General features: G+C 44.0%; 22 protein-coding genes and 1 pseudogene. 12 read left to right on the top strand and 11 right to left on the bottom strand.

Features of this window, described 5'->3' with window-relative positions; all coding sequences use genetic code 11:
- Positions 1 to 171, bottom strand: a 171-nt coding sequence (locus tag LYNGBM3L_RS14600) for a bilin-binding protein (protein WP_008184577.1), incomplete at its 3' end; no start/stop codon positions are given.
- A gap of 687 nt (positions 172 to 858) precedes the next feature.
- On the opposite strand from LYNGBM3L_RS14600, the gene LYNGBM3L_RS40735 reads away from it, so the two are divergent.
- Positions 859 to 1,110: a hypothetical protein gene (locus LYNGBM3L_RS40735; protein ID WP_131827233.1), complete on the top strand. Its 252-nt coding sequence runs from the start codon at positions 859 to 861 to the stop codon at positions 1,108 to 1,110.
- 85 nt (positions 1,111 to 1,195) lie between these two features.
- Here LYNGBM3L_RS40735 and LYNGBM3L_RS36515 read toward each other — a convergent pair whose 3' ends face one another.
- The 3 genes from LYNGBM3L_RS36515 to LYNGBM3L_RS14580 all read right to left on the bottom strand — a co-directional run bounded on the left by LYNGBM3L_RS36515 (position 1,196) and on the right by LYNGBM3L_RS14580 (position 3,021).
- On the bottom strand, positions 1,196 to 1,519 hold the full coding sequence (locus LYNGBM3L_RS36515; RefSeq protein WP_008184573.1) for a hypothetical protein: 324 nt from the start codon (positions 1,517 to 1,519) through the stop codon (positions 1,196 to 1,198).
- Positions 1,520 to 1,787: 268 nt separating this feature from the next.
- On the bottom strand, positions 1,788 to 2,399 hold the full coding sequence (locus LYNGBM3L_RS14585; RefSeq protein WP_008184570.1) for a chromophore lyase CpcT/CpeT: 612 nt from the start codon (positions 2,397 to 2,399) through the stop codon (positions 1,788 to 1,790).
- An 85-nt stretch (positions 2,400 to 2,484) separates the two neighbouring features.
- Positions 2,485 to 3,021 (bottom strand): phycobiliprotein lyase, encoded by a 537-nt coding sequence (locus tag LYNGBM3L_RS14580; RefSeq protein ID WP_008184568.1) that lies wholly within the window; start codon positions 3,019 to 3,021, stop codon positions 2,485 to 2,487.
- A 194-nt stretch (positions 3,022 to 3,215) separates the two neighbouring features.
- Here LYNGBM3L_RS14580 and LYNGBM3L_RS43565 point away from each other — a divergent pair, with 194 nt between their 5' ends.
- Positions 3,216 to 3,482, top strand: a complete 267-nt coding sequence (locus LYNGBM3L_RS43565; protein ID WP_154659795.1) for a hypothetical protein — start codon at positions 3,216 to 3,218, stop codon at positions 3,480 to 3,482.
- Positions 3,483 to 3,566: 84 nt separating this feature from the next.
- On the opposite strand, the gene LYNGBM3L_RS14575 is transcribed toward LYNGBM3L_RS43565, so the two are convergent.
- On the bottom strand, positions 3,567 to 4,118 hold the full coding sequence (locus LYNGBM3L_RS14575) for a phycobiliprotein lyase (protein ID WP_008184565.1): 552 nt from the start codon (positions 4,116 to 4,118) through the stop codon (positions 3,567 to 3,569).
- Between the two features lie 98 nt (positions 4,119 to 4,216).
- Positions 4,217 to 4,789, bottom strand: a complete 573-nt coding sequence (locus LYNGBM3L_RS14570) for a bilin-binding protein (RefSeq protein WP_008184563.1) — start codon at positions 4,787 to 4,789, stop codon at positions 4,217 to 4,219.
- Positions 4,790 to 5,043: 254 nt separating this feature from the next.
- Here LYNGBM3L_RS14570 and LYNGBM3L_RS14565 point away from each other — a divergent pair, with 254 nt between their 5' ends.
- Complete coding sequence (locus LYNGBM3L_RS14565) at positions 5,044 to 5,700, top strand: HEAT repeat domain-containing protein (protein WP_008184562.1); 657 nt, start codon at positions 5,044 to 5,046, stop codon at positions 5,698 to 5,700.
- Positions 5,701 to 6,422: 722 nt separating this feature from the next.
- Here LYNGBM3L_RS14565 and LYNGBM3L_RS14560 read toward each other — a convergent pair.
- Complete coding sequence (locus LYNGBM3L_RS14560; RefSeq protein WP_008184559.1) at positions 6,423 to 7,703, bottom strand: nucleotidyltransferase domain-containing protein; 1,281 nt, start codon at positions 7,701 to 7,703, stop codon at positions 6,423 to 6,425.
- Between the two features lie 752 nt (positions 7,704 to 8,455).
- Here LYNGBM3L_RS14560 and LYNGBM3L_RS14555 point away from each other — a divergent pair.
- The 3 genes from LYNGBM3L_RS14555 (at position 8,456) to LYNGBM3L_RS14545 (ending at position 11,710) form a co-directional block, all read left to right on the top strand.
- The gene (locus tag LYNGBM3L_RS14555; protein ID WP_008184558.1) at positions 8,456 to 9,193 is read left to right on the top strand and encodes a 15,16-dihydrobiliverdin:ferredoxin oxidoreductase; all 738 of its coding nucleotides are present in this window, start codon (positions 8,456 to 8,458) and stop codon (positions 9,191 to 9,193) included.
- The gene (locus LYNGBM3L_RS14550) at positions 9,190 to 9,936 is read left to right on the top strand and encodes a phycoerythrobilin:ferredoxin oxidoreductase (protein ID WP_008184555.1); all 747 of its coding nucleotides are present in this window, start codon (positions 9,190 to 9,192) and stop codon (positions 9,934 to 9,936) included. Before LYNGBM3L_RS14555 ends, LYNGBM3L_RS14550 begins: the two co-directional genes overlap by 4 nt.
- 1,039 nt (positions 9,937 to 10,975) lie before the next feature.
- Positions 10,976 to 11,710 (top strand): phycobilisome rod-core linker polypeptide, encoded by a 735-nt coding sequence (locus tag LYNGBM3L_RS14545; RefSeq protein WP_008184553.1) that lies wholly within the window; start codon positions 10,976 to 10,978, stop codon positions 11,708 to 11,710.
- A 31-nt stretch (positions 11,711 to 11,741) separates the two neighbouring features.
- On the opposite strand, the gene LYNGBM3L_RS43560 is transcribed toward LYNGBM3L_RS14545, so the two are convergent.
- Positions 11,742 to 11,897, bottom strand: coding sequence for a hypothetical protein (locus LYNGBM3L_RS43560; protein WP_154659794.1), 156 nt, complete (start codon positions 11,895 to 11,897; stop codon positions 11,742 to 11,744).
- Between the two features lie 363 nt (positions 11,898 to 12,260).
- On the opposite strand from LYNGBM3L_RS43560, the gene cpcB reads away from it, so the two are divergent.
- Together cpcB and cpcA are read left to right on the top strand one after the other, a co-directional pair.
- Positions 12,261 to 12,779 (top strand): C-phycocyanin subunit beta, encoded by a 519-nt coding sequence (gene cpcB / locus LYNGBM3L_RS14540; RefSeq protein WP_008184551.1) that lies wholly within the window; start codon positions 12,261 to 12,263, stop codon positions 12,777 to 12,779.
- An 89-nt stretch (positions 12,780 to 12,868) separates the two neighbouring features.
- Complete coding sequence (gene cpcA / locus LYNGBM3L_RS14535; protein ID WP_008184549.1) at positions 12,869 to 13,357, top strand: C-phycocyanin subunit alpha; 489 nt, start codon at positions 12,869 to 12,871, stop codon at positions 13,355 to 13,357.
- A 22-nt stretch (positions 13,358 to 13,379) separates the two neighbouring features.
- On the opposite strand, the gene LYNGBM3L_RS48655 is transcribed toward cpcA, so the two are convergent.
- Entirely contained in the window at positions 13,380 to 13,511 is a 132-nt protein-coding gene (locus LYNGBM3L_RS48655) for a hypothetical protein (protein WP_267872034.1), read from the bottom strand.
- 128 nt (positions 13,512 to 13,639) lie between these two features.
- On the opposite strand from LYNGBM3L_RS48655, the gene cpcE reads away from it, so the two are divergent.
- Entirely contained in the window at positions 13,640 to 14,476 is an 837-nt protein-coding gene (gene cpcE / locus LYNGBM3L_RS14530) for a C-phycocyanin alpha-cysteine-84 phycocyanobilin lyase subunit CpcE (RefSeq protein WP_008184547.1), read from the top strand.
- A gap of 264 nt (positions 14,477 to 14,740) precedes the next feature.
- Positions 14,741 to 15,379, top strand: a complete 639-nt coding sequence (cpcF, locus tag LYNGBM3L_RS14525) for a C-phycocyanin alpha-cysteine-84 phycocyanobilin lyase subunit CpcF (RefSeq protein ID WP_008184545.1) — start codon at positions 14,741 to 14,743, stop codon at positions 15,377 to 15,379.
- 11 nt (positions 15,380 to 15,390) lie between these two features.
- Here cpcF and prmA read toward each other — a convergent pair whose 3' ends face one another.
- Together prmA and serA are read right to left on the bottom strand one after the other, a co-directional pair.
- Positions 15,391 to 16,287, bottom strand: a complete 897-nt coding sequence (prmA, locus tag LYNGBM3L_RS14520; protein ID WP_008184542.1) for a 50S ribosomal protein L11 methyltransferase — start codon at positions 16,285 to 16,287, stop codon at positions 15,391 to 15,393.
- Positions 16,288 to 16,875: 588 nt separating this feature from the next.
- Positions 16,876 to 18,456 carry a phosphoglycerate dehydrogenase gene (gene serA / locus LYNGBM3L_RS14515; RefSeq protein WP_008184540.1) on the bottom strand — a complete coding sequence of 527 codons (1,581 nt, stop codon included), beginning with the start codon at positions 18,454 to 18,456 and terminating at the stop codon, positions 16,876 to 16,878.
- A gap of 361 nt (positions 18,457 to 18,817) precedes the next feature.
- On the opposite strand from serA, the gene LYNGBM3L_RS14510 reads away from it, so the two are divergent.
- Together LYNGBM3L_RS14510 and LYNGBM3L_RS14505 are read left to right on the top strand one after the other, a co-directional pair.
- Positions 18,818 to 19,333 (top strand): hypothetical protein, encoded by a 516-nt coding sequence (locus tag LYNGBM3L_RS14510; protein ID WP_008184537.1) that lies wholly within the window; start codon positions 18,818 to 18,820, stop codon positions 19,331 to 19,333.
- A 422-nt stretch (positions 19,334 to 19,755) separates the two neighbouring features.
- Positions 19,756 to 20,175, top strand: a pseudogene (locus LYNGBM3L_RS14505) (YlmH/Sll1252 family protein); the annotation flags it as partial.

Raw genomic sequence — 20,175 nt, 5'->3', positions numbered from 1 at the left:
AGAAATAGCGTCGGAAACGATGCAGCTGGCGTTGCTGGCGATACTGTTTACAACATCAAGGCGCTTATTACCATCGGCAATAAAGGTTTTTAGAGCAGCCAGGTCTCCAGCACCGAGACATGCGGTTTTGCTATCTGCTGTAACTACAGCTCTGGAAAAAGCGTCAAGCATTGAAATCTCCTTAAATTAAAGGTACTTAACTAGTTTGCTATCTTGCTGGTTATTTATTAAATTTGACCAGCTCAATATGAACATTAGAGGATAATCGGAACCGCCGTCTCATTTATTAACAACAAAGTAATAATTTGTAATATTCGTTACCAGCTCACCAGTCGATCACACAGGAGTCGCTTAACCGACTCGGCAGCTATATACAAAACTTAATAATTAGATGTACTTACATGTACTTAGCTGTGATCAGGTACCATCCATTAATAAATTGCATGGTTATGACAGGAGGGGAGCAAGGGAGCAGGGGACCAGGGAACCAGGGGGACAAAGGTTTGGTCTGGATATCGTAAGTGTGCGCAATTATCGGCGTTGCTTATATCATGTCGGGATAATTAGTGATCAAAAACCATTACCCTTGAAACCTTACTCCTTTGCTTCAGCATAGCTGCCAAATGCCCTCTGCCTTCGACACACTTTTATTATGAGTATTCAACCGGACTTGATATTAATAATGGAATGATTTTAAAAGTAGGTGCGCGCCTCCAAGGCCGTGAGGGATTGCTCGCGGCCTTGGGTCGCACCTGTAGAATGGGCATCTTGCCCGTTCGAGAGGGTGCATCTCATTTTTGAAAATTTTGCGTAGGGTGCGTTAGGGGGGGCTTCATTTTTCGCCTCGTAGTCAGGGTTATGTTGCTGCCCGTAACGCACCACCATGTCAAACAGCATGCATTGAGATGCACCCGTTCGAGATCTGGTCGAGCGGGCAAGATGCCCACTCTACTCCTATTCATTACTTGGTTCAGCAACGCCGACAGAACAGGGATATTTTCGGGAGGGCAGGATGCCCACTCTACTCCTATTCAGCGCGAAGATTCAGCAATGCCCAATTATCTGGATTTGATATCACAACTGTCACTAGACCTAACGGCTGACCACTAACCACTAACCACTGACCACTAACCACTGACCACTGACGGCTGACGGCTGATAGCTTACCTATAAACTGGTTTAGTGGGGGGATTTTTCACGAACGTTCATCAAATCTGGTACGGAAGCTCCCGTATTTTATCCAGTATTGTTTCAGGTCATGATGAGGTGTATGTAAGCTCGCTTTAGCTTGATACAAAATAACTTGGCGATGGGAGCCAATCCAAATTTTTTTAATGGGTTTAACGGATATTACACTTCCTCCGAGACTCTCGACACATTCCGAGAATCGTTCAACTGTTGTATATTCTACCGTCTCAAAGATAAAAAAGTGACCGGAGCAGATTAAATGTCTGCTCCTAATCCAGCACTGCATCTTTTTTTGAGCTTTCGGCGGTAGCATTAGCTGTACACAAATCATCCTCAACTCTAATGATAATTAATATTTTATGATAGTTGTTTTAGGTTTTAGATTTTGGGCTTTAGGCTAATACCAAATCATCAGTTAGGGAATAGCAAAAAAATAAAATATCAGATTTTAGCTTTTAGGTTGACAAAAAAAATTGGTTATTTTATTTTTAGTAGTCTAGATTAGATGACTTTGCCCACCCTGATTCACTTGGTATTTGTTGGTATTTGGGTTACACCCAAATCCCTTATTGCTGATAACTAGGCACTAGAAATCGGCGCTACAAATCAGGTAATTCGTCAGCAAAACTTTGCCGTTTTTCAAATCGTAAATGACCAGCTGCTGAGCCCCATACGTGCTCATGAGTATTGACATCCATACCCTGATCTAGGCTGCTCCAAGTGGTTTCAGTCAATTCCACATCACTGACCAGATAGGTTTTACGCCCATTACGTTGGATGAAACACTGGCAACCAGGTTCTACACTGCCGCGAAACATGTCACCCTCTCGCCAGAAAATCATTGAACAGTTGTAGCGACGTTCTATAACATCAGGGGTGATGGTTTTGAGAATATCTGGCTCTCGCGCCGCCCCGGCATAAAGAATTGGATCGTTAAGGCTGTAATTTTCTATATAACTATGATCACCTTTATCAATCAGGCGATGCACTCCCTGACGGTAGGGACTCCAAAGATCGTAGTCATAGGCTTGCTCAGAGTAGAAACCAATACCCGAAAAGAAATCAAAGGGTAAGGGCCTAAAGAAAACATGAATGTGAGCGTAAAGCTGAGGATTATCAATCGCTTGTTTTTGGTTACTAAAATCTCCAGCCATCCAACTAGCTAGAGTGAGTAAATTACTAGTAGTTTTATCGGTAGTACTAGACAACATTGGTGTATTAATCTATTGAAAACTTAGGGTTAAAAAAGATAAAAAAAATCTAAATTATGACCTTAACTGTTCAACCGGGTCACTTTCAGTCCGATTGGGATAGGTCACGGATTTCTGAAGAAAACGAGGCTGTAGTCACCCCTTGACCAGAACTAGTTTTAATCAAGGACACCCGAAAACGTAGATTTGGTGTGGCAAACCAAATCCGTTCTTCAGCAGCTGCTCGGTCATACTCCGTTAACAAAGTGAAGGTACCATCTTTACTTAGGTGATAGTTGCCCACTGCTGCAATTGTCTCAGCATAGCCTTGCTCTCTGAGGAGTTTTCCCCGATCGGGGTTTTCAGGATCGGGGATAGGGACTAGAACGCAACTTCCAGACTGGATGTCGTCTTCATCCCAATCTGATTCACCTTCCCAACTCATGCGAAAGGGATGCAAGGCAGTTGTGGGATCAATGTTGTATAGTTTGCAAATGTCAATCACAGCTGAGTCATCAGCCTCAAGGGCAACGATATCAATAGTTGACCGTATTTCCTCAAAGTGACTAAACGCTAAGTGATGACCGCTGCGTTGCGATCGCCAACGTCCAATAGAACGTTCTATAAATTCAGTAAGCTCCATCTGCTATGTGTAGTTTAATTTAAAAAAGTTAACAATTTTGTTTGCGTATAGCAGCTGAATGATCAGCGGGGGTGGTGTTGTAGCTCACGCAAATCTAGTAAATTAGAGCCTTTACCCGGATTTACATCTTCAGTTATACACCGTGGCTCCAATCCTTAAACATTAGTAATTGTAAACTTTTGTGACAGTTATGTTTGGAGACCAGAACTAGTATCAACGGAAACATAACAGTCAACTGTCAACAGTTAACCATCAACAGGATTTATAGCATTTCTCATAGTAATGAGGTACATAGGATTGGTTTCCGATTCCCGATTCCCGATTCCCGATTCCCGATTCCCGATTCCCGATTCCCGTTCCCCTCCTGGGAGGGGTTAGGGGTGGGTTCCGATTCCCGATTCCCGATTCCCGATTCCCGATTCCCGATTCCCGATTCCCGTTCCCCTCCTGGGAGGGGTTAGGGGTGGGTTCCGACTCCCGACTCCCGACTCCCATTAACCCAGAACGAAAGTACCTCACCTAATTGAAAAATGCTAGGCTAATTATCAAGCTTTTTGCTCCACCCCAAATCCTACTAGAACCACCTTGTCTAGGGGTTGACTTTCTGGAGGACGCTGGTAATTGATAATTTTGCGGATTCTTAAGTTGGGATTGATCAGGGTAATGGAATCAACAGATACCACACGGGTATAGTAGGTGGTCATCAAAAGTTCTAGTTTATTGGTATCGAAGCTAAAATGAGCGACTTTAGGTTTAGCTTCTTCGTAGGCGCGATCGCGTAAATAATCTCCCTCTATAATCATTGATTCTTCGACCTGAGGCACAAAAAGCATATTCAGTTGTTGGGACACCCGTTCACCTTTTTCAGAAACTGTCTCGAAACCAAGATGATAACCACACAGGTCATTGATATTAGGTAAGTCAGGTTGCTGATTATCTATCAATACCTTAGTTTTAAGGGGAGAAGACAGGGGTTCAATGGTGAATTCTGTAAGGGAGCGCTCTACCTCCTGGTGAGTCAGATTATGATAGGTACGTTGTGCCACCCAGGTTCCTACACAGCAATCAAAGAAGTATTTAAATTTGGATATAGACATTGCTTTGTTAATTTAAATTTTAAATTTTAATTTAATTAAAAATCATTACTATCTCGTTTAAATTTTATAGTTTATAGTTATTTTGCTGATTTATTGGTTTAGCTAAATTTTTTCAATTTATTAATTAAATGATCAAAATAGGGAGCTATTGTTTCGGGTTCATATAATCGCTTTAAACTAGCTGCCTTTATCTCTTCTAATCCTGATACCATTGCGGCGATTGGAACTTGCAATTCTTTGTACAACAAATTCATATAGTGCAGTCCTTCAGCACTAGTAAAGTTGGTGCTACTGCCAGCAATTCCATAGGTAATACAACGGAGGAAATGCCAAAAATCTCGCCAACAGGCTTCTGCTCGTGGGGGGGGATAAAGACCACCCCCTGGTTTAGTAATATCAGGATATTGAGCCAATACGGTTTCCCGCGCTTCGGAAACGATATCAGAAGCGTTATCCCGCAAAAATTTGGCTGTATTGATTAAGGGTTCCGTATCTGGTGAACAGGCTTTAATCTGCTGCAAGTCATCATCGGTAAGATAGCGACCGTGATCATCAGCTGCCTGGAAATGCTCGATAATCCCTGGGGGATAGGAGTGTTGCCAGTTGGTAAAGCTGACAATTCTGGCTTTGGTAATTAGCTCTTTGATATAGTCGCTTAGTTGAGTCGTCATGGTTGATCTTTGTTGAAGGTTGTTCACGTAGCGTGGCCTATTGGCCAAGGTTTAAGGTTTAAGGTTTAAGGTTTAAGGTTTAAGGTTGACCTTACCATCTCATCAACGCAACGGTTCACAAAAACTATAAAGTGAACTAGCCTTAGCTACTAGGGGAAGCTAGGGTTAGTTCACTTGATGAGAATTATACTAAATTATGATAATCTTTGATTAAATCTGTTAAGAAATGTAAAAAAAGCTGGCTCTGTAGTGCTATGGACATCCGCCAAATCGAAATCTCTCTCAAAAGTCCAAATGCTCAGGATCGCCTCAGGGCACTTACTGCTTTGAGAGAGTATGGTTCAGATGTAGCTGTTCCCCTACTCACAAGTAAACTCAAGGACCCAGAGTTTTTAGTGCGCTCCTTTGTGGCAATGGGACTGGGGAATAAACGGACTGACGAGTCCTATGCTGCGTTATTAAATTTGATGCAATTTGATACCGACCCCAATGTCAGGGCAGAAGCTTCCAATTCCTTGTCCAAGTATGGAGAGGTGTCAATATCTCATCTAGTCACTAGCTTTCAACAGGATGATCACTGGCTGGTGCGCCGTAGCATTCTTGCTGCTTTGGTGGAAATGTCTTGTCCAGAAGAACTCTATAGTATTTGTATTTGCGGCTTAGCAGGGGAAGACCCAACTGTCCGAGAAGCAGGAATTGATGCCCTAGGGTTACTGGCTGGTACTGTTAAGGAAACTGAGGCATTGCAGCAAATTTTGGCTCTGAAAGATTCACAATGGTGGCGTATTCGGATGCATGTTGCCCGTGCCCTCAAACGATTTGATTCCCCCGATGCTAAAGCAGCATTGGCAGAACTGATGAAGGATGAAGAGCATCGGGTGGTAGCTGCTGCTTTAGATAGTTCCCTCTAGAGCATCGGTTTGGTGATCAGATTTAGGGAGTCGGGAGTCGCAAAACAGCGCCGACCTGTGGGGGTTACCCTCATGACCGACTGCATCAAGAGGGGGTAATTGACACTCCCCGTCCTGTAAGAACGGGGATTCTTACTTCAACGAGCCGACTTGCTCAGCCAGGTCGGAACCAGAAAGAGTAGAGGCCGATTCGACCTAAGCGTTCTGATCATAGATCTAGGTTTCGGTGTGCCCCACCGTACCTTCTTTTTTTTTATATAGATAGATAGGTACTTTTTTTATCTAAATTTTTCATAGACGTTCAAGTCGTTAGACGGAATCACGCAATCTGCACTCTTTTGCCGATTTTTTTACGTTGTCTACTTATTGTTAGATAATATCTATCTAATCTTTTAGTTTATTGTTTATAATTTTATAGTAGCACACCTAGTACAAACTGTCAATACAAAGTCTTAAGAAAAAGCCGTCCTAGAAGGACGGGGCTTTAAACCCAAATCTTTTGGTAAATTGAATTTACCGAATAATTTTGAAAAATTATATATAAATATGAGGCGTTGCGTCAGTCTTGGAATTAATAGGAGTAGACTGGGCATCCTGCCCGCGCGAAAATAAGCAGGAAACTGGCAAGATGCCAGTTCTACACCTGATGCCCATTCCACGCAAACATGCCCATTCTAGAGGTGCGCTTAAAATCATGCCATTATTAAGCAAGGCCAAAAATTTTACAAGGAGTGGGGCTCGTGATCAGTTCTGAAAATTGGTTGTATCCCATGCTTAATTAACAGCCGTATTATATGGATTGGATAATACAGGAAAGCTAGCACTCTAGGCAGGGACAGTAACGCCCAATCTGCTTCGTTGGGCATGACGGTAACAAACAAACTGTTTTTTAGCCAATGGAGACAGTACATCACTCTGTCATGCAGACGCTCTCTCATGGTGAAGTAGAAGCGATGATTGTAGGACAAGAAAAAAGCCCAAAACCCTTTTGCTTCTGAGAGCTTAGGGCCGACTTCAAAGTCACGGAAAAGTTGTGATCGTACTTCGATAGCGAGGGATTGGGAGACTGGTTGGGTTTGCAATTTATTTAAGACTATCTGTGGCAATGTGATTCCCAGCAAATCCCTGACTAGGCAAAGGTCAAGCAAGAGCATGCGTTCACAACCGAGCTTTTCAGCCTCTGCCAGTACTCTGCGCCAATCTAACTGCGGATGAGAACGCAGTAGTTCAGCAACGTCGCATAACTGAGCCAGACGTACACTCCAGTGACAACAGTCTTTGCCCAATTGCACACAGAGAATTAACAGCATCTGTTCTGGCGAGATAGTAGAGACTGTCTTACCAGCAAGGGATAGAGGCTCAAGATGCGATCGCAAATACTCAAAATCTAATGGCAAACAGAATAAATCGGGTACAATCCCCTCGTGAAGGTCAATACAGACTCGACTCTTTTTATCCACAAAGTGATACTCCCAGCCTAGGTCTTTTTGCAATTGATACCCTTGAGACAGGAGTAATTCTTTAACTGTGGGGATGTCGTGCTTATCAACCAGGATGTCTAAGTCACCAAACTGCCGCAGCCCCAGATTGCCGTAAACTGAAACAGCAAGGGTAGGGCCTTTGAAGGGGATAGCAGAAATTCCGTGTTTCTCCAGAAGAGTCAGGAGCTTGAGTAGTTTCTGAATCAGAAATGTGTTGTGTACTACTAAGTGCTGGAAATAATCTCGGAGTTGTTTGAGGATGTTCTGGGGAACCAGGTCTGGGCAGGTATTTTTGAGACTATTGTACAGCAGCGGTAAGACTTTCTGACGGCGAGCTGTTTTGAGCAGATAAGTCCAGTCGATGTCTTGCTCAAGCAGTAAACGTTTGATAGACTCAGCAGTCGTTTCGTCGATACTGGTTCGGACACAATAAAGGAGTAACTGGAGTTCTGGTTTAGTTTGAAGTTCTCGGTTAGTTATCGATACTGATGCTATAGTAGTTAATGGGGTTAAAGTCATCATTAAAGGTTAATCTAAAAACTCGCGCTGTAAAAACCGCCATCATGGATGAGGCGGATAGAATGGCACTTAAGACTTTAATTTTCCCTTTAAAATCGGAAAATTAGCGAATTACGGCTCAAAGGGAATTAATTAAAATAATCTATTCAGTAATCTATTCAGTAATTTATTACTATTTACTTACTACTTACAGAAAAAACTGGGATTTTCAGTACATTTGACTGGTGAGTTTGCAAAGTTTTGATGAAGTACCTTGCCATATAACACAATGAAGGATTAGTTTTTAAGTAATCCCTATTGACTGGCAGCGCTTTCCTTGCTAATGCTTTGACAGGGTGGCAAGGAAAGCTTCCCCTTAGGTAGATATGGGTATGGGCATTTGGGGATGGGTATTTGCGTGGCTTAGTCGTAAGCATTGAGCTATCAGCAGTCAGCCGTCAGTTCATCAAACCGTCGATAGTAAACCAGCATCGGGGGTGCTGGTAGGACTGGTAGAAAATCCCGGCTGGTTTTACAGATCCGACCCCATGCAGTTAAAGCTCCTGCTAGCATCATCTGTAGCGTATTAGCTAATAGCAGCATCTGTAGCGTGGGCGTAGCGCATTAGCTGATAGCTGACGGCTGAATGCTTACCCTTAGTCAGGCTTCTAAAGCAAAATGTTAACGATTATTTCTTTGTCTGGGAGAAATGAGACAGGAAGTATGGCGATCCTCTATGCTCAGTAAGGGTTTTACTATGTATACGAGCAATATAAATGTATCAGCCTTTCCTGGACTATCTGGAAAAAGAGCTATTCAAGCGGTTTGATTTAAGCAGTCAACCAATTCCCCCAGGCTTAGAACGCCAGGTAAGCGATCGCGCTAAACATCGGTCAATTATTCAAAGCTGGTGTTACCAATGCCCAGAATTGCGGAAGATTCGCTATACCTACATGGATGTTGGACCAGTCTCCCAAGTGTTTAACAGTGTGATGTATCCCAGTCACTGTTACGATCTCCCTTTGCTAGGGATTGACTTCTTAGCCTTTGGCAAAAAGAAGATCCTGGTGGTTCTAGACTTTCAGCCATTGTTCAGGGATGAAGCATATCAGGAAAAATACATTGAACCAATGCGAGCCATTCGCGATCGCTATCAGGACTTGGCACAAAACTTAGAAATGAAGTTTTATGATGCTAACCAGTACTTCTCTAAGTATCTACTGTTTGCCAAAATCGATTCCCTAGAGACAGTGCAAACAGAAGTCTTTGAGGCTTACAAAGACTACTTGGCATTATATTGGCAAATGGTGGAGCAAGCTGAGCCTCTAACTGAGCCAGAAGATATTCAGCGCATTGTTAAGGCACAGAAAGACTACGACCAGTATAGTGCCGACAGAGACCCAGCCCATGGTTTGTTCAGCAGCTACTTTGGTTCCGAGTGGGCAGAGCGATTCTTATATGAGTTCTTATTTGAAGATGCCATGCCTTTAGCCGTTAGTCCAAGCCAAAAATGACTCTCTATCAGCCGTTTCTAGACTACGCGATCGCATATCTAAAAGAGCGTCTTGATCTACAGCCTTATCCCATTCCCCCTGGGTTTGAAAGCAAATTAGCAACAGTGGGGAAAGGGAAAAAGCAGCAAGATGTCCTGACCACCAGTTATGGCTTTGCTGCACCCAAAATCAGACAAATTCGAGCGGCTCATGTCCAGGGGGGAACAGCATTACAGGTACTCAATTTTGTGATCTTTCCCCAGCTCAACTATGACCTGCCCTTCTTCGGGGCTGACTTAGTGACCTTACCTGGTGGACATCTGATTGCCTTGGATATGCAGCCGCTGTTCCGGGATGATCCAGCCTATCAAGCTCGTTACACGGAACCGATCCTACCGATTTTCAAGGCCCATCAACAGCATTTGCCTTGGGGAGGAGAATTCCCTGAGGAAGCAACACCGTTCTTTTCTCCAGCTTTCCTGTGGACACGCCCTAAGGAAACTGAAGTAGTGGAAAATCGGGTGTTTGCTGCGTTCAAGGACTATCTGACAGCCTACTTGGATTTTGTGGATCAGGCAGAATTAATTACTGATCCCCAGCATCTGGAAGCCATCAAGGAAGCTCAACTGCGTTATCTGGGTTATCGTGCTGAAAAAGACCCAGCTCGTGGTATGTTTCAGAGATTTTATGGCAGTGAATGGACTGAGGAGTACATCCACGGTTTCTTGTTTGACCTAGAGCGAAAGCTCGCACAGGCAAGTTAAGCACTACTGGAATTATTAGGATGTTATAACTTCACCTCAGTTCGATGTAAGAAATTGCTTAGTTTTTTCAGGAGTCAGGAGTCAGGATCTTCGAGTCATAAGTCAGGACAAAACTACAAAATTGATGACTACAGAATTGATGGGAATAATACAGAATTTTATTGTTGATAAAACGTCAGCCACAAGCCTTCAGCTAAAGGCTTGTGGCTGACGGCTGAACGCGCACGCGTGAGCTTTTAGCTCACGGCTGACGGCTTATGATAAAACTCTGATTAATTGCCAATTAACTGGGAAATAATTGATTTTGAATCCATTTCTAATGACTCGAAGCTCCTGACTCGATACTCCTAAATGTTAGAGGTTTTAATTGAAGGTGCAAGATCTTAGCCTCGCCCCTAGCAGTGATAGCAAAAGCGCAACAGTAGCCAGAAACAGATTTTTTTGATAAACCTCAAATCCTTGTCTTGATGCAGCCCCTCGCCACTGGCGCTTTGCATCAAGACAAGGTCGTTTAAATGCGTTACAGCTTACTTAATACTTCATACTTCATAGTTAGTATAGCAGAAGTCAGAAGTCATTTGTCAGAAGTCATTTGTCAGAAGTCAAACTCTTGCGCTTACAAAGGGTGTGAGACTTTTGTCATGTCCTAACTGCCCTGGCGACTGCTATACTTCATACTTCATACTTAATACTTAATACTTCATACTTCATACTTAATACTTATACCAAATCCGCTTGCCACACCCCCTTTATAAAAAATCGACCAAATCCTTTTATTCGAGGAATCTATAGCTGTTTGGATAAGGGGGGTATGGGAACAGGATTTGGTATTAATACTTAATACTTAATACTTAATACTTAATACTTCATACTTCATACTTCATACTTAATACTTAATACTTCATACTTCATACTTTATATTTCGCTAGAATAACAAATTATGTTTTTTAATTAAGAAACGTAAAAAAAGTTAGGATTGTATGAACCTAATCCCCTAATCTGTGATTGTGACTGAGGTTTACGATCATAGAGGTGATTAATGACAATTCCTTTGCTAGAGTATCCTCCCTCAACCCAAAATCAGCGCGTCGCTGGATATGAGGTGCCCGGAGATGAGCAGCCTAAACTATACAGTACAGCTAATCTACTCTCTCCATCGGAAATGGATGAGTTGATTAGGGCAGCCTATAGTCAAATTTTTAATGAACAACAGATTCTCAAAAGCAACCGCCAAACCTTTTTAGAATCACAGCTGAGATTTGGTCAAATCACCGTGCGCGACTTCATTCGTGGTCTAGCAACATCTGAACCTTTTTGGCAGCGCAATTATCAGACCAACAACAACTACCGTTTTGTCCAGATGTGTGTACAACGCATCTTGGGGCGTGATGTCTACAGCAAGCGGGAGAAGTTAGCATGGTCAATAGTGCTGGCTACTAATGGGTTAAAAAACTTTATTGATGCTCTGCTTGATAGCGACGAGTACCTGGAAAACTTTGGTGATCACACCGTGCCTTATCAGCGGCGGCGGATCATAGCGCAGCGTACTCAAGGCGATCTACCCTTTGCCCGGATGCCTCGTTATGCGGAAGACTACCGCACCCAACTGCAACAGCTGGGTTACTTCAAATACCAACCAATTGGTTTCAAAACCTATTATCCTCCTGCCTCAGTGCGCTTTGTAGCAGGAGTACTCACTAAGGCAGGAGCTGTAGTCTTACTTGGGGGAACAATTGCGATCGCCTTATCGGCCTGGGGTATTATCAGCCTGTAGCTTTGACTGTAGTTTTGATAAGAAATGTTACTTACCTGCCAACCGCTAGACCAATTAGCTGGAGTAAACAGCTGAGCTGTGTCTTGAGCAGGAGGTAAGCAACCAAGAGGCTTCCAGCACCAACGTGGAGCCAATCCACAGGGTAGCCATAGCAAGCCAGTTCTGATCTGCCGTTGCAATCAGACATCAAAAAATCTTAAACTCTTAACAAGATGTAACGAATAAAGGCTCGACATCATTGTATAAAAGTTACCTGAAGGGTAAATAGTGACAGGCGAAAGCCAACCAACCGGTTGAAACACAGCATTCCTAGGTCTCTCACCAAAACGTGAAGTTTTGTAATTTTTCTTAACGATCCGTTTTGTTACCAAACTCATGGGACAAAGACTAGGACAAAGACAAAGACAGAGAGATAGGAGTATTGGCTGTGGCTGGAGCATGTTCTATCCCGTTCCCGTTTCAAACTGCTTGATTCAGTTTGATTCAGTCTGAGTCTGTTTAACTGAAGCCCGTTTTGAAACAAAACCAACTAACGTAGGAGATTCCGTCAATGTTTGATGCGTTTACTAAGCTTGTTTCGCAGGCTGATGCCCAAGGTCAATACATTAGTGCTGACCAACTAAGTGCTCTTAGCGCTATGGTGAAGGACAGCAACAAGCGGATGGATGCAGTCAACCGCATTACCAGCAACTCTTCCACCATTGTGGCTAACGCGGCTCGCTCCCTGTTTGCTGAGCAACCCCAGTTAATCAATCCTGGTGGTAATGCCTACACCAGCCGTCGGATGGCTGCTTGCTTGCGTGATATGGAAATCATCCTGCGCTATGTGACTTACGCCATTTTTGCTGGTGATGCTAGTGTGCTGGAAGACCGCTGCCTCAATGGTCTGCGGGAAACCTACCTAGCTCTGGGAACTCCTGGTGCTTCGGTAGCAGTGGGTGTAGAAAAGATGAAGGATGCTGCGATTGCGATCGCTAACGACACCAATGGCATCACCCCTGGTGATTGCAGCTCTCTGATGGCTGAAATTGGCAGCTACTTCGACAAAGCAGCTGGTGCGGTTGCCTAAAAAGCCGAAGGCATATCACTTGCTGTCTAACAATCACAACTTCAAACGTTTTTGAAAACTTGACAAAATATTAGGGAGATACCTAGACAATGAAAACCCCGCTTACAGAAGCCGTCGCTGCTGCTGACGCTCAAGGTCGTTTTTTAAGTAATACAGAAATCCAGACTGCCTTCGGTCGATTCCAGCGGGCTACAGCTTGTTTAGAAGCGGCAAAAGCCTTGACTGCTAAAGCCTCTACCTTGACTGACGGTGCAGCCCAAGCGGTGTATAACAAATTCCCTTACACCACTAGCATGCCTGGACCAACCTATGCATCTGACGCTACAGGCAAGGCAAAATGCTCCCGTGATATCGGTTACTATCTGCGTATGGTTACTTACTGCCTAGTTGCTGGTGGTACTGGACCGATGGATGAGTACTTGATTGCTGGTTTAGATGAAATTAACCGTACCTTCGAGCTGTCTCCGAGCTGGTACATCGAAGCCCTCAAGTACATCAAAGCTAACCATGGTTTAACTGGTCAGCCTGCTACTGAGGCAAATAACTACATTGACTACGCTATTAACGCCCTGAGCTAATTGCTCTTTTGGCCTGGAAAGGTCAGCAGGTGTTAGCAAGAACTAGCGTCTGCTGACCTTTCCGGGCATTGTTTTGTCTATCTAGTTTGTCTATAGCAAAGGGAGCAGGGAGCAGGGAGTAGGGAGTAGGGAATATGGCATCAAAAATGCTCACAATTGATTTAGGTACCCTATATCTACCAAGTAAAAGGATAAAGTAAGAAATTGGTAGGTTTTTTGAGGAGACAGGAGACAGGAGCGTGCGTAAAATTAAAATTAACAAGTTTAAATTAACAAGTTTCAATGTTGCAGCCTAGTCTTAAGAATGATGTTGAGACTGATAACTCTGAGTCTTTAACTGTAGAGCAAGCGATCGCAAATCTAAAAGGAAACGACCAGGGGCTTCGCTATTATGCAGCATGGTGGCTAGGAAAGTTCCGAGTCCGGGAACCACTGGCAATTGATGCCCTAATTGCTGCGCTACAAGATCAGCAGAACCAGACAGAATTAGGAGGATATCCTCTGCGCCGGAATGCCGCCAGGGCACTGGGCAAACTAGGAGACCATCGAGCTGTGCCTGCGCTGATTGATTGTTTAGACTGCCCGGATTTTTATGTTAGGGAAGCAGCGGTACAATCTTTAGCGATGTTAGAAGATCGTACCTGTATTCCCAAGCTGATCAAACTCCTAGACGGAGGTTTATCAGCAGCCCAACCTATACCGGGATGTCCCCACCTCGCCCAACCCTACAATGCTGTGATCGAAGCTTTGGGGAATCTTGGTGTAACTGAAGCGATTGACCTGATTGAAATATTCCTAGAACATCCCAACGAGTTGGAACAGTATGCCGCCGCACGGGCGATGTACCAGCTAACTCAAAACCCTACTTATGTTGAACCTTTAATCAAAGCTTTGAGTGCTAATCAAGTGCAACTGAGGCGGGCAGCTCTTTCCGATCTCGGGGCAATTGGTTATTTACCAGCAGCAGATGCGATCGCTAAGACCTGGGCAGAAAATAGTCTCAGGTTAATCGCGCTCAAAGGAATTCTAGAGAATTACTTAGAAAGCCATCCCACTGATGGTTGCCACCTATCGGAGACTGCAATTAGAATTATGAATTTGATGGATGGTCTTCTCTGAAGTGTGAAGTATGAAATCTGAAGTATGAAATCTGAAATAATTTTATCTAACCATTACGTTACAACTGGCAAGTTTTAATACTTTTACTTTTTGCCTTGAACCTATTGCTTTGAACCTAGCCGAAGGAAACACCTAGGGCAAACAACCTTTAAGCTTATATCATATCAGGATAATTACCCTTAATAAAAATCTCCCCATCTCCCCATCTCCCCACACTCCCCTAAGATTATTGGTATTCAACCAGACTTGATATTAGACCCCTGCATGACCAACACAACCCAAGAGCAAGAATTAATTCGAGCTGTGAGAGAGGCAGATTCTGCCTATAGTTTAGTAAAAGCAGTGAGAATCCTGGCTAATGCCCATTTAGAAGCTGCAATCCCCACTTTAATTGCAGTTTTTAGCTACAATAACCCAGGTGCAGCAGAATTAGCTGCTGGTGGGATAGTGCGATTCGGGAAAACAGCAGTAGCGCAATTGCTAAACCTAATTGATGACTATAACTACGGAGGTAGAGCCTGGGCAATCCGCGCACTATCAGGTATTGGCGATCCTAGAGCCTTCGATACCTTAATCGAAGCTGCTGAAACTGACTTTGCTATGAGCGTCCGTCGAGCTGCTACAAAAGGTCTGGGCAATCTGGACTGGGACGATATGCCTAGAAATAAAATTCCTGCTGCCCAAGAGCAAGCTTTTAAAACACTACTGCTAACCTGCCAAGACTCAGAATGGGTAGTTCGTTATTCTTCCGTAGTAGGATTGCAAGGTCTAGCTACTGCTGTAGTCGTCACCTATCCAGAGCTGGCTGAGACTATCAAAACTCATTTAGCCCAAATGTTCAAGACTGAAACCGATTTAACAGTGCGCACCCGTATCCAACAGGCTATCCAACAACTTGCATGAAGAATAACTAATTAAGAACGCCGAATATTAAAACAACACCAATCCTGATGCTTCCAGAGGGTGGCGACAATCCAGTTATTTTGTTCTAGGGTATCAGCAATTGGTTTCACCTGATCTAATAACACACCACTGATAACTCCCCAGCTAGTGGGTTTCGCTATAGCACTCATTAGTGGAATTAAATCAATAATTACCTCTGCCAGAATGTTGCAGAGGATTCCATCTACTGGTTCACCATTAGTAAGCTTAGACAAGGTTTCTAGACTACCCTGTTCTATCACCAGATCCTGGTCAGACATGTTGTTAAGAGAGCGGTTGTTGCGGGCAGCACCCACTGCTAAGGGGTCAGTATCGACGCCATAGACCTTTGTAGCCCCTAACAACACCGAGGCAATGGAGAGAATGCCCGAACCACAGCCAATATCCACTACCACATTGTCCTGATCACTGCTGAAGCCTAGACGCATCTCTAATGCTTCCAGGCATAACTGAGTGGTGGGATGGGTACCTGTGCCAAATGCTGCTCCAGGATCAAGGCGTAACAACATCCGTTCGGAAGGGTCTGGTAAAGGTAGCCAAGCGGGATAGATCAAAAAGCGATCGCCAACTTCTTGGGGTTCCCAGTATTGTTTCCAACTACTTGCCCAATCTTCCTCATCAATCAGGTGCCACCGAGTTATGGGTACTGGCAGCCCTACAGTAAGGGCGTCCTGATTTACCCAAAGGGCAAGGGCGGCCAAATCCAACAGCTGTGCTTGTATTTGGGGTAAGTGAGCAAGCACTAGTTGAGAATGTCCCTTAAGCTGGCTGGACATTCCTCGACAACCAAACTTTTCTAGTCGCCAGAAGATTAAATCCTCTAAGGCAGAGTCGCACAAAATTTGAATTTCCCACCAGCTATTTGCCATATCTTAGTTCCGATTTGACACTCCCCGCCCGCTTATGAGCGGGGATTCTTAGTTCCTCGACATGCCTTAAAATTAGCTATCCGTCAAAGGCAATACTTAAGCCGAGTACCCGTTTAAAAACCAAATACCTAGCCTAATTTAACTAACCCCAGTGGGCTTATCTCCCTAAGCGTTGAGTTTACTCAGTTTCCGTGTGCCCCACGGTACTTTTTAATCTTTAAGGTTTGCTTTACTGGTTTTCGGTATCTATTAGGATCCATACGTTTTTAATGAGGTTTTTCGCGCCTCAGGTTCTAACATCGCTTTACGTCGTGGAGTTATGACAGTACCGACGAATCCTGTCTGTGTTAGGCCACTGTTTGATAATAACAGATTATTTGAAAGCAGTCCTAGAAGGACGGGGCTTGAAACCCATCTTTTTGGTCAAGAGTGCTGAGTTGAAGAGTGGGGAGTTAGGAGGGGGAGATACGCGCTCCTTGGTTAAGGATCAAGATTTTTTGTACCTATAACCTTTTCCCCATATTCAGCACCCAGCACTCAGCACTCAATAGTGAACGTATTCAGTACTGAACGTATTCAGTACTTAACTTATAAAGTTACCGTGTGAGCATCCCTAATCCCTGGCACCTTCATAATCTCTGTTAAAACTCCCTCCGGTAAGGGGTCATCTAGACTAAGAACCATAACTGCGTCACCCCGCACAATTTTGCGACCCACCTGCATACTGGCAATATTGACATTAAAACTACCCAGCAGAGAGCCAATTTTACCAATAATTCCCGGCATATCCCGGTGTACGGTAAACAGCATATAGTGAGTGGGAGGAACATTAATCGGGAATTCGTCGATACTGGTAATGTGGATTTCCCCATCATTCAACAGAGCACCCGTTACAGAATGTTTTCCCATGGACCCGGTAGCTGATAGATGTAGGGATCCAGAATAGTCTCGCATCGAAGCATCCCTGGTTTCAATTACCCGAATACCCCGCTCTTTTGCCTCAATGGATGCATTGACATAGTTTACCCGCTCTCGCAGTGCCTGGGAAAGTAAGCCTTTCAGGGCAGCAACCACTAAGGGCTGGCTTTCGTTGGTAGCTAACTCTCCCTGTAATCGGACATCAAGTAATTCAATGCGTCCCCCCGCCAGTTGAGCAACTAGGTTACCCAGAGTTTCTGCCAACTCCATGTATGGTCTGAGTTTTTCAATCACATTGGGTGACAATCCAGGAATATTAACTGCTGAACGGGCCGGTAAGCCTAAGAGGACATCCCGAATTTGTTCGGCTACATCAACAGCAACATTAACTTGGGCTTCTGCGGTAGATGCCCCTAGGTGGGGGGTCAAAACTATTTCTTTCCCCAATTCACGCAAGGGAGATTCTCCTAGTGGTTCTGATTCATAAACATCCAATGCTGCACCAGCAATCTGACCCTCTTTTAGTGCCTTAGCCAGGGCTTCTTCATCAATAATGCCTCCTCTGGAACAGTTGATAATTCGGGCAGTCGGCTTCATCTTAGCAATGGCTTCGTCATTAATTAGATGAGTGGTGTCTGGAGTTTTGGGGATATGCAGTGTGATGTAATCAGACTCCCGCAACAGCAAATCCATCTCGACTAAACGACAGCCTAGCTGTTCCGCCCGTTCCACGGAAATGAAGGGATCATAGGCCAGCAACTTCATTCCCATTGCTCGGGCTACGGTTGCCACATGGGAGCCAATTTTACCCAAGCCAACTACACCAAGGTTTTTTTTGTAAACTTCTGTGCCAATAAAAAGCTTACGCTGCCACTTATTGCTTTTAACTGACTGATTAGCATCGGAGATATGGCGAGATAGAGCTAGCATCATGGCCAGGGCATGTTCGGCTGCGGCTATAGTATTTCCTTCCGGAGAGTTAACCACTACAATCCCATGACGAGTTGCTGCTGGAATATCGACATTGTCAACCCCAACACCAGCACGACCAATGATCTTGAGTTGCTTGCCCGCCTCAATTACCTCTTGGGTAACGCGGGTGCCAGAGCGAATCATCAGAGCATCATAGTCTGGGATAATTGTCAATAGTTCTTCCGGTGATACATTCGGATTGAAATTAACCTCAGCAACTTGGGAAAGGATATCAATCCCAGCTTGATCAATTGAGTCAGAAACAAGAACCTTAGACATGACCAGGAGATAGGTTAATGGGCTATACACACGGTGCTGGAGCTATTCGATGAGAAACTAAGATCAACCCCAAGAGTACTAGAGATGAATCATCATCCAATAGCACTTAACTACAAGGAAATGTAGTTGAACAGGTCGATTTGTTCACATTCAGTAGCTCTGACCGCAGTATGCTATCTTAACTGCAAAGGTATCCCTGGATAGCTAGTGATCTAAAAGATTTTAAGTTTCCCCCATCTTTGATGGAAAATTTCTCAAAACTCTCACTGTTGAAAACCCCTGTGCTTGAGGCGGGGGATCAAAACGAGCTCAAGGAAGAGTTCAAGTCAAGTTCATATCTAGATAATCAGCACAACTGGCGATGAAATATGTGATTGCTGTATTCCCCAACCGCATTAAGGCAGAAGAAGCTTATACTGCTTTGGAAAAAGAAGAGTTACCTATGGATCGAGTAAGTATCTTGGGTAGAGGATATAAGAGTGCTGATGAGTTTGGATTCATTGACCCCAAACAACAGGGAATCAAGGGAGCCCGACGCATGGCATATTGGTTGATTCCCTTTGGATTTGCGGCGGGTTATCTGTTCAATGTGCTAACTGAAATAAAACTGTTTGGCTTCTCTAGTGAAATTGGTAACCATCTCCTGGGAGGGGTATTTGGTGCGATCGCAGCAGCAATGGGTAGCGTTTTCGTTGGAGGTGGGGTTGGGTTGAGTGTTGGTAGTGGTGATGCACTGCCTTATCGGAACCGTCTGAATCAGGGGAAATACTTAATTGTGGTTCAGGGATCCGAGAGTTTGACGGAGCTAGGGACTAAAATTCTGGGTCAGTTTCAGCCGGAGACTATTCAAAGGTATGAGTTCCTGGAGAGTAATTAAGGGTTGCGCAATTATTTTTGTGGTAAAAATCCCAAAGGCGCAAAGAGTGGTAAGTAACTAACCATAAATGTAAATAAAAATCAATAAAATTTAAGAAAGATAACTTTTATATTTAGTAATGGGTAATAGATGCTATAGGAAACTAATTACCTATTGCTAAATCGTAAGCATTCAGCTGTCAGCGGTCAGCCGTCAGCTTATTTTATTCAAAAGCTGTTCAGTGTAGCGTGGGTGGAACAGGCTTCTAGCCTGTGACTTAGCGCATTAGCTGATAGCACCTCAAGTAGCGTGTGCGTAGCACATAAGCTGATAGCTGATACGCGACACGCTGATAGCTGATAGCTTACGCTAAATCCTAATTACAATTTGAGGAAATAATTATTTAAAATTTGGAATCAAACGTCTTTAACAAGTTATTATAAATGCTACCTAGAGAAGAACTTTTAAAAAGTGTAGAGAATCGAGAGGATGTGGCTCGTGTGATTGACCAAGCTGATCAAGCAATTAAGACTTGGGAGGTGGTATTGACTGATTTTCTATCACCGCCAGTTTTGGTAGAGGTTGCTCAGCAGTTTCAACGGTTGACAGAGGTGCAATTACTGGCTTGGGGGGGATATCCTCAAGCGGAACGACAACGGTTAGGGATTGCCCGTGAGGAATTGCCTCTGGATCAATCTCAGGTAGAGGTGGTCGGTTTGGATATTGCTGGGAATTTTTTGTTTGATACGGCAACTCCGCCGGGATTTCTTGGGCGCAATTCTGGGAACTGGATTGGTGCGAGAGAAGATTGGGGACATTATTGTCTTGGGAGAGCGAGGTGCTCAGGTGATTGTCGTACCAGA

This window comes from Moorena producens 3L, assembly GCF_000211815.1.
GTDB lineage: Bacteria > Cyanobacteriota > Cyanobacteriia > Cyanobacteriales > Coleofasciculaceae > Moorena > Moorena producens.
Note: the sequence above shows the minus strand (reverse complement) of the source record. Positions and strands in the feature narration are given on the sequence as shown.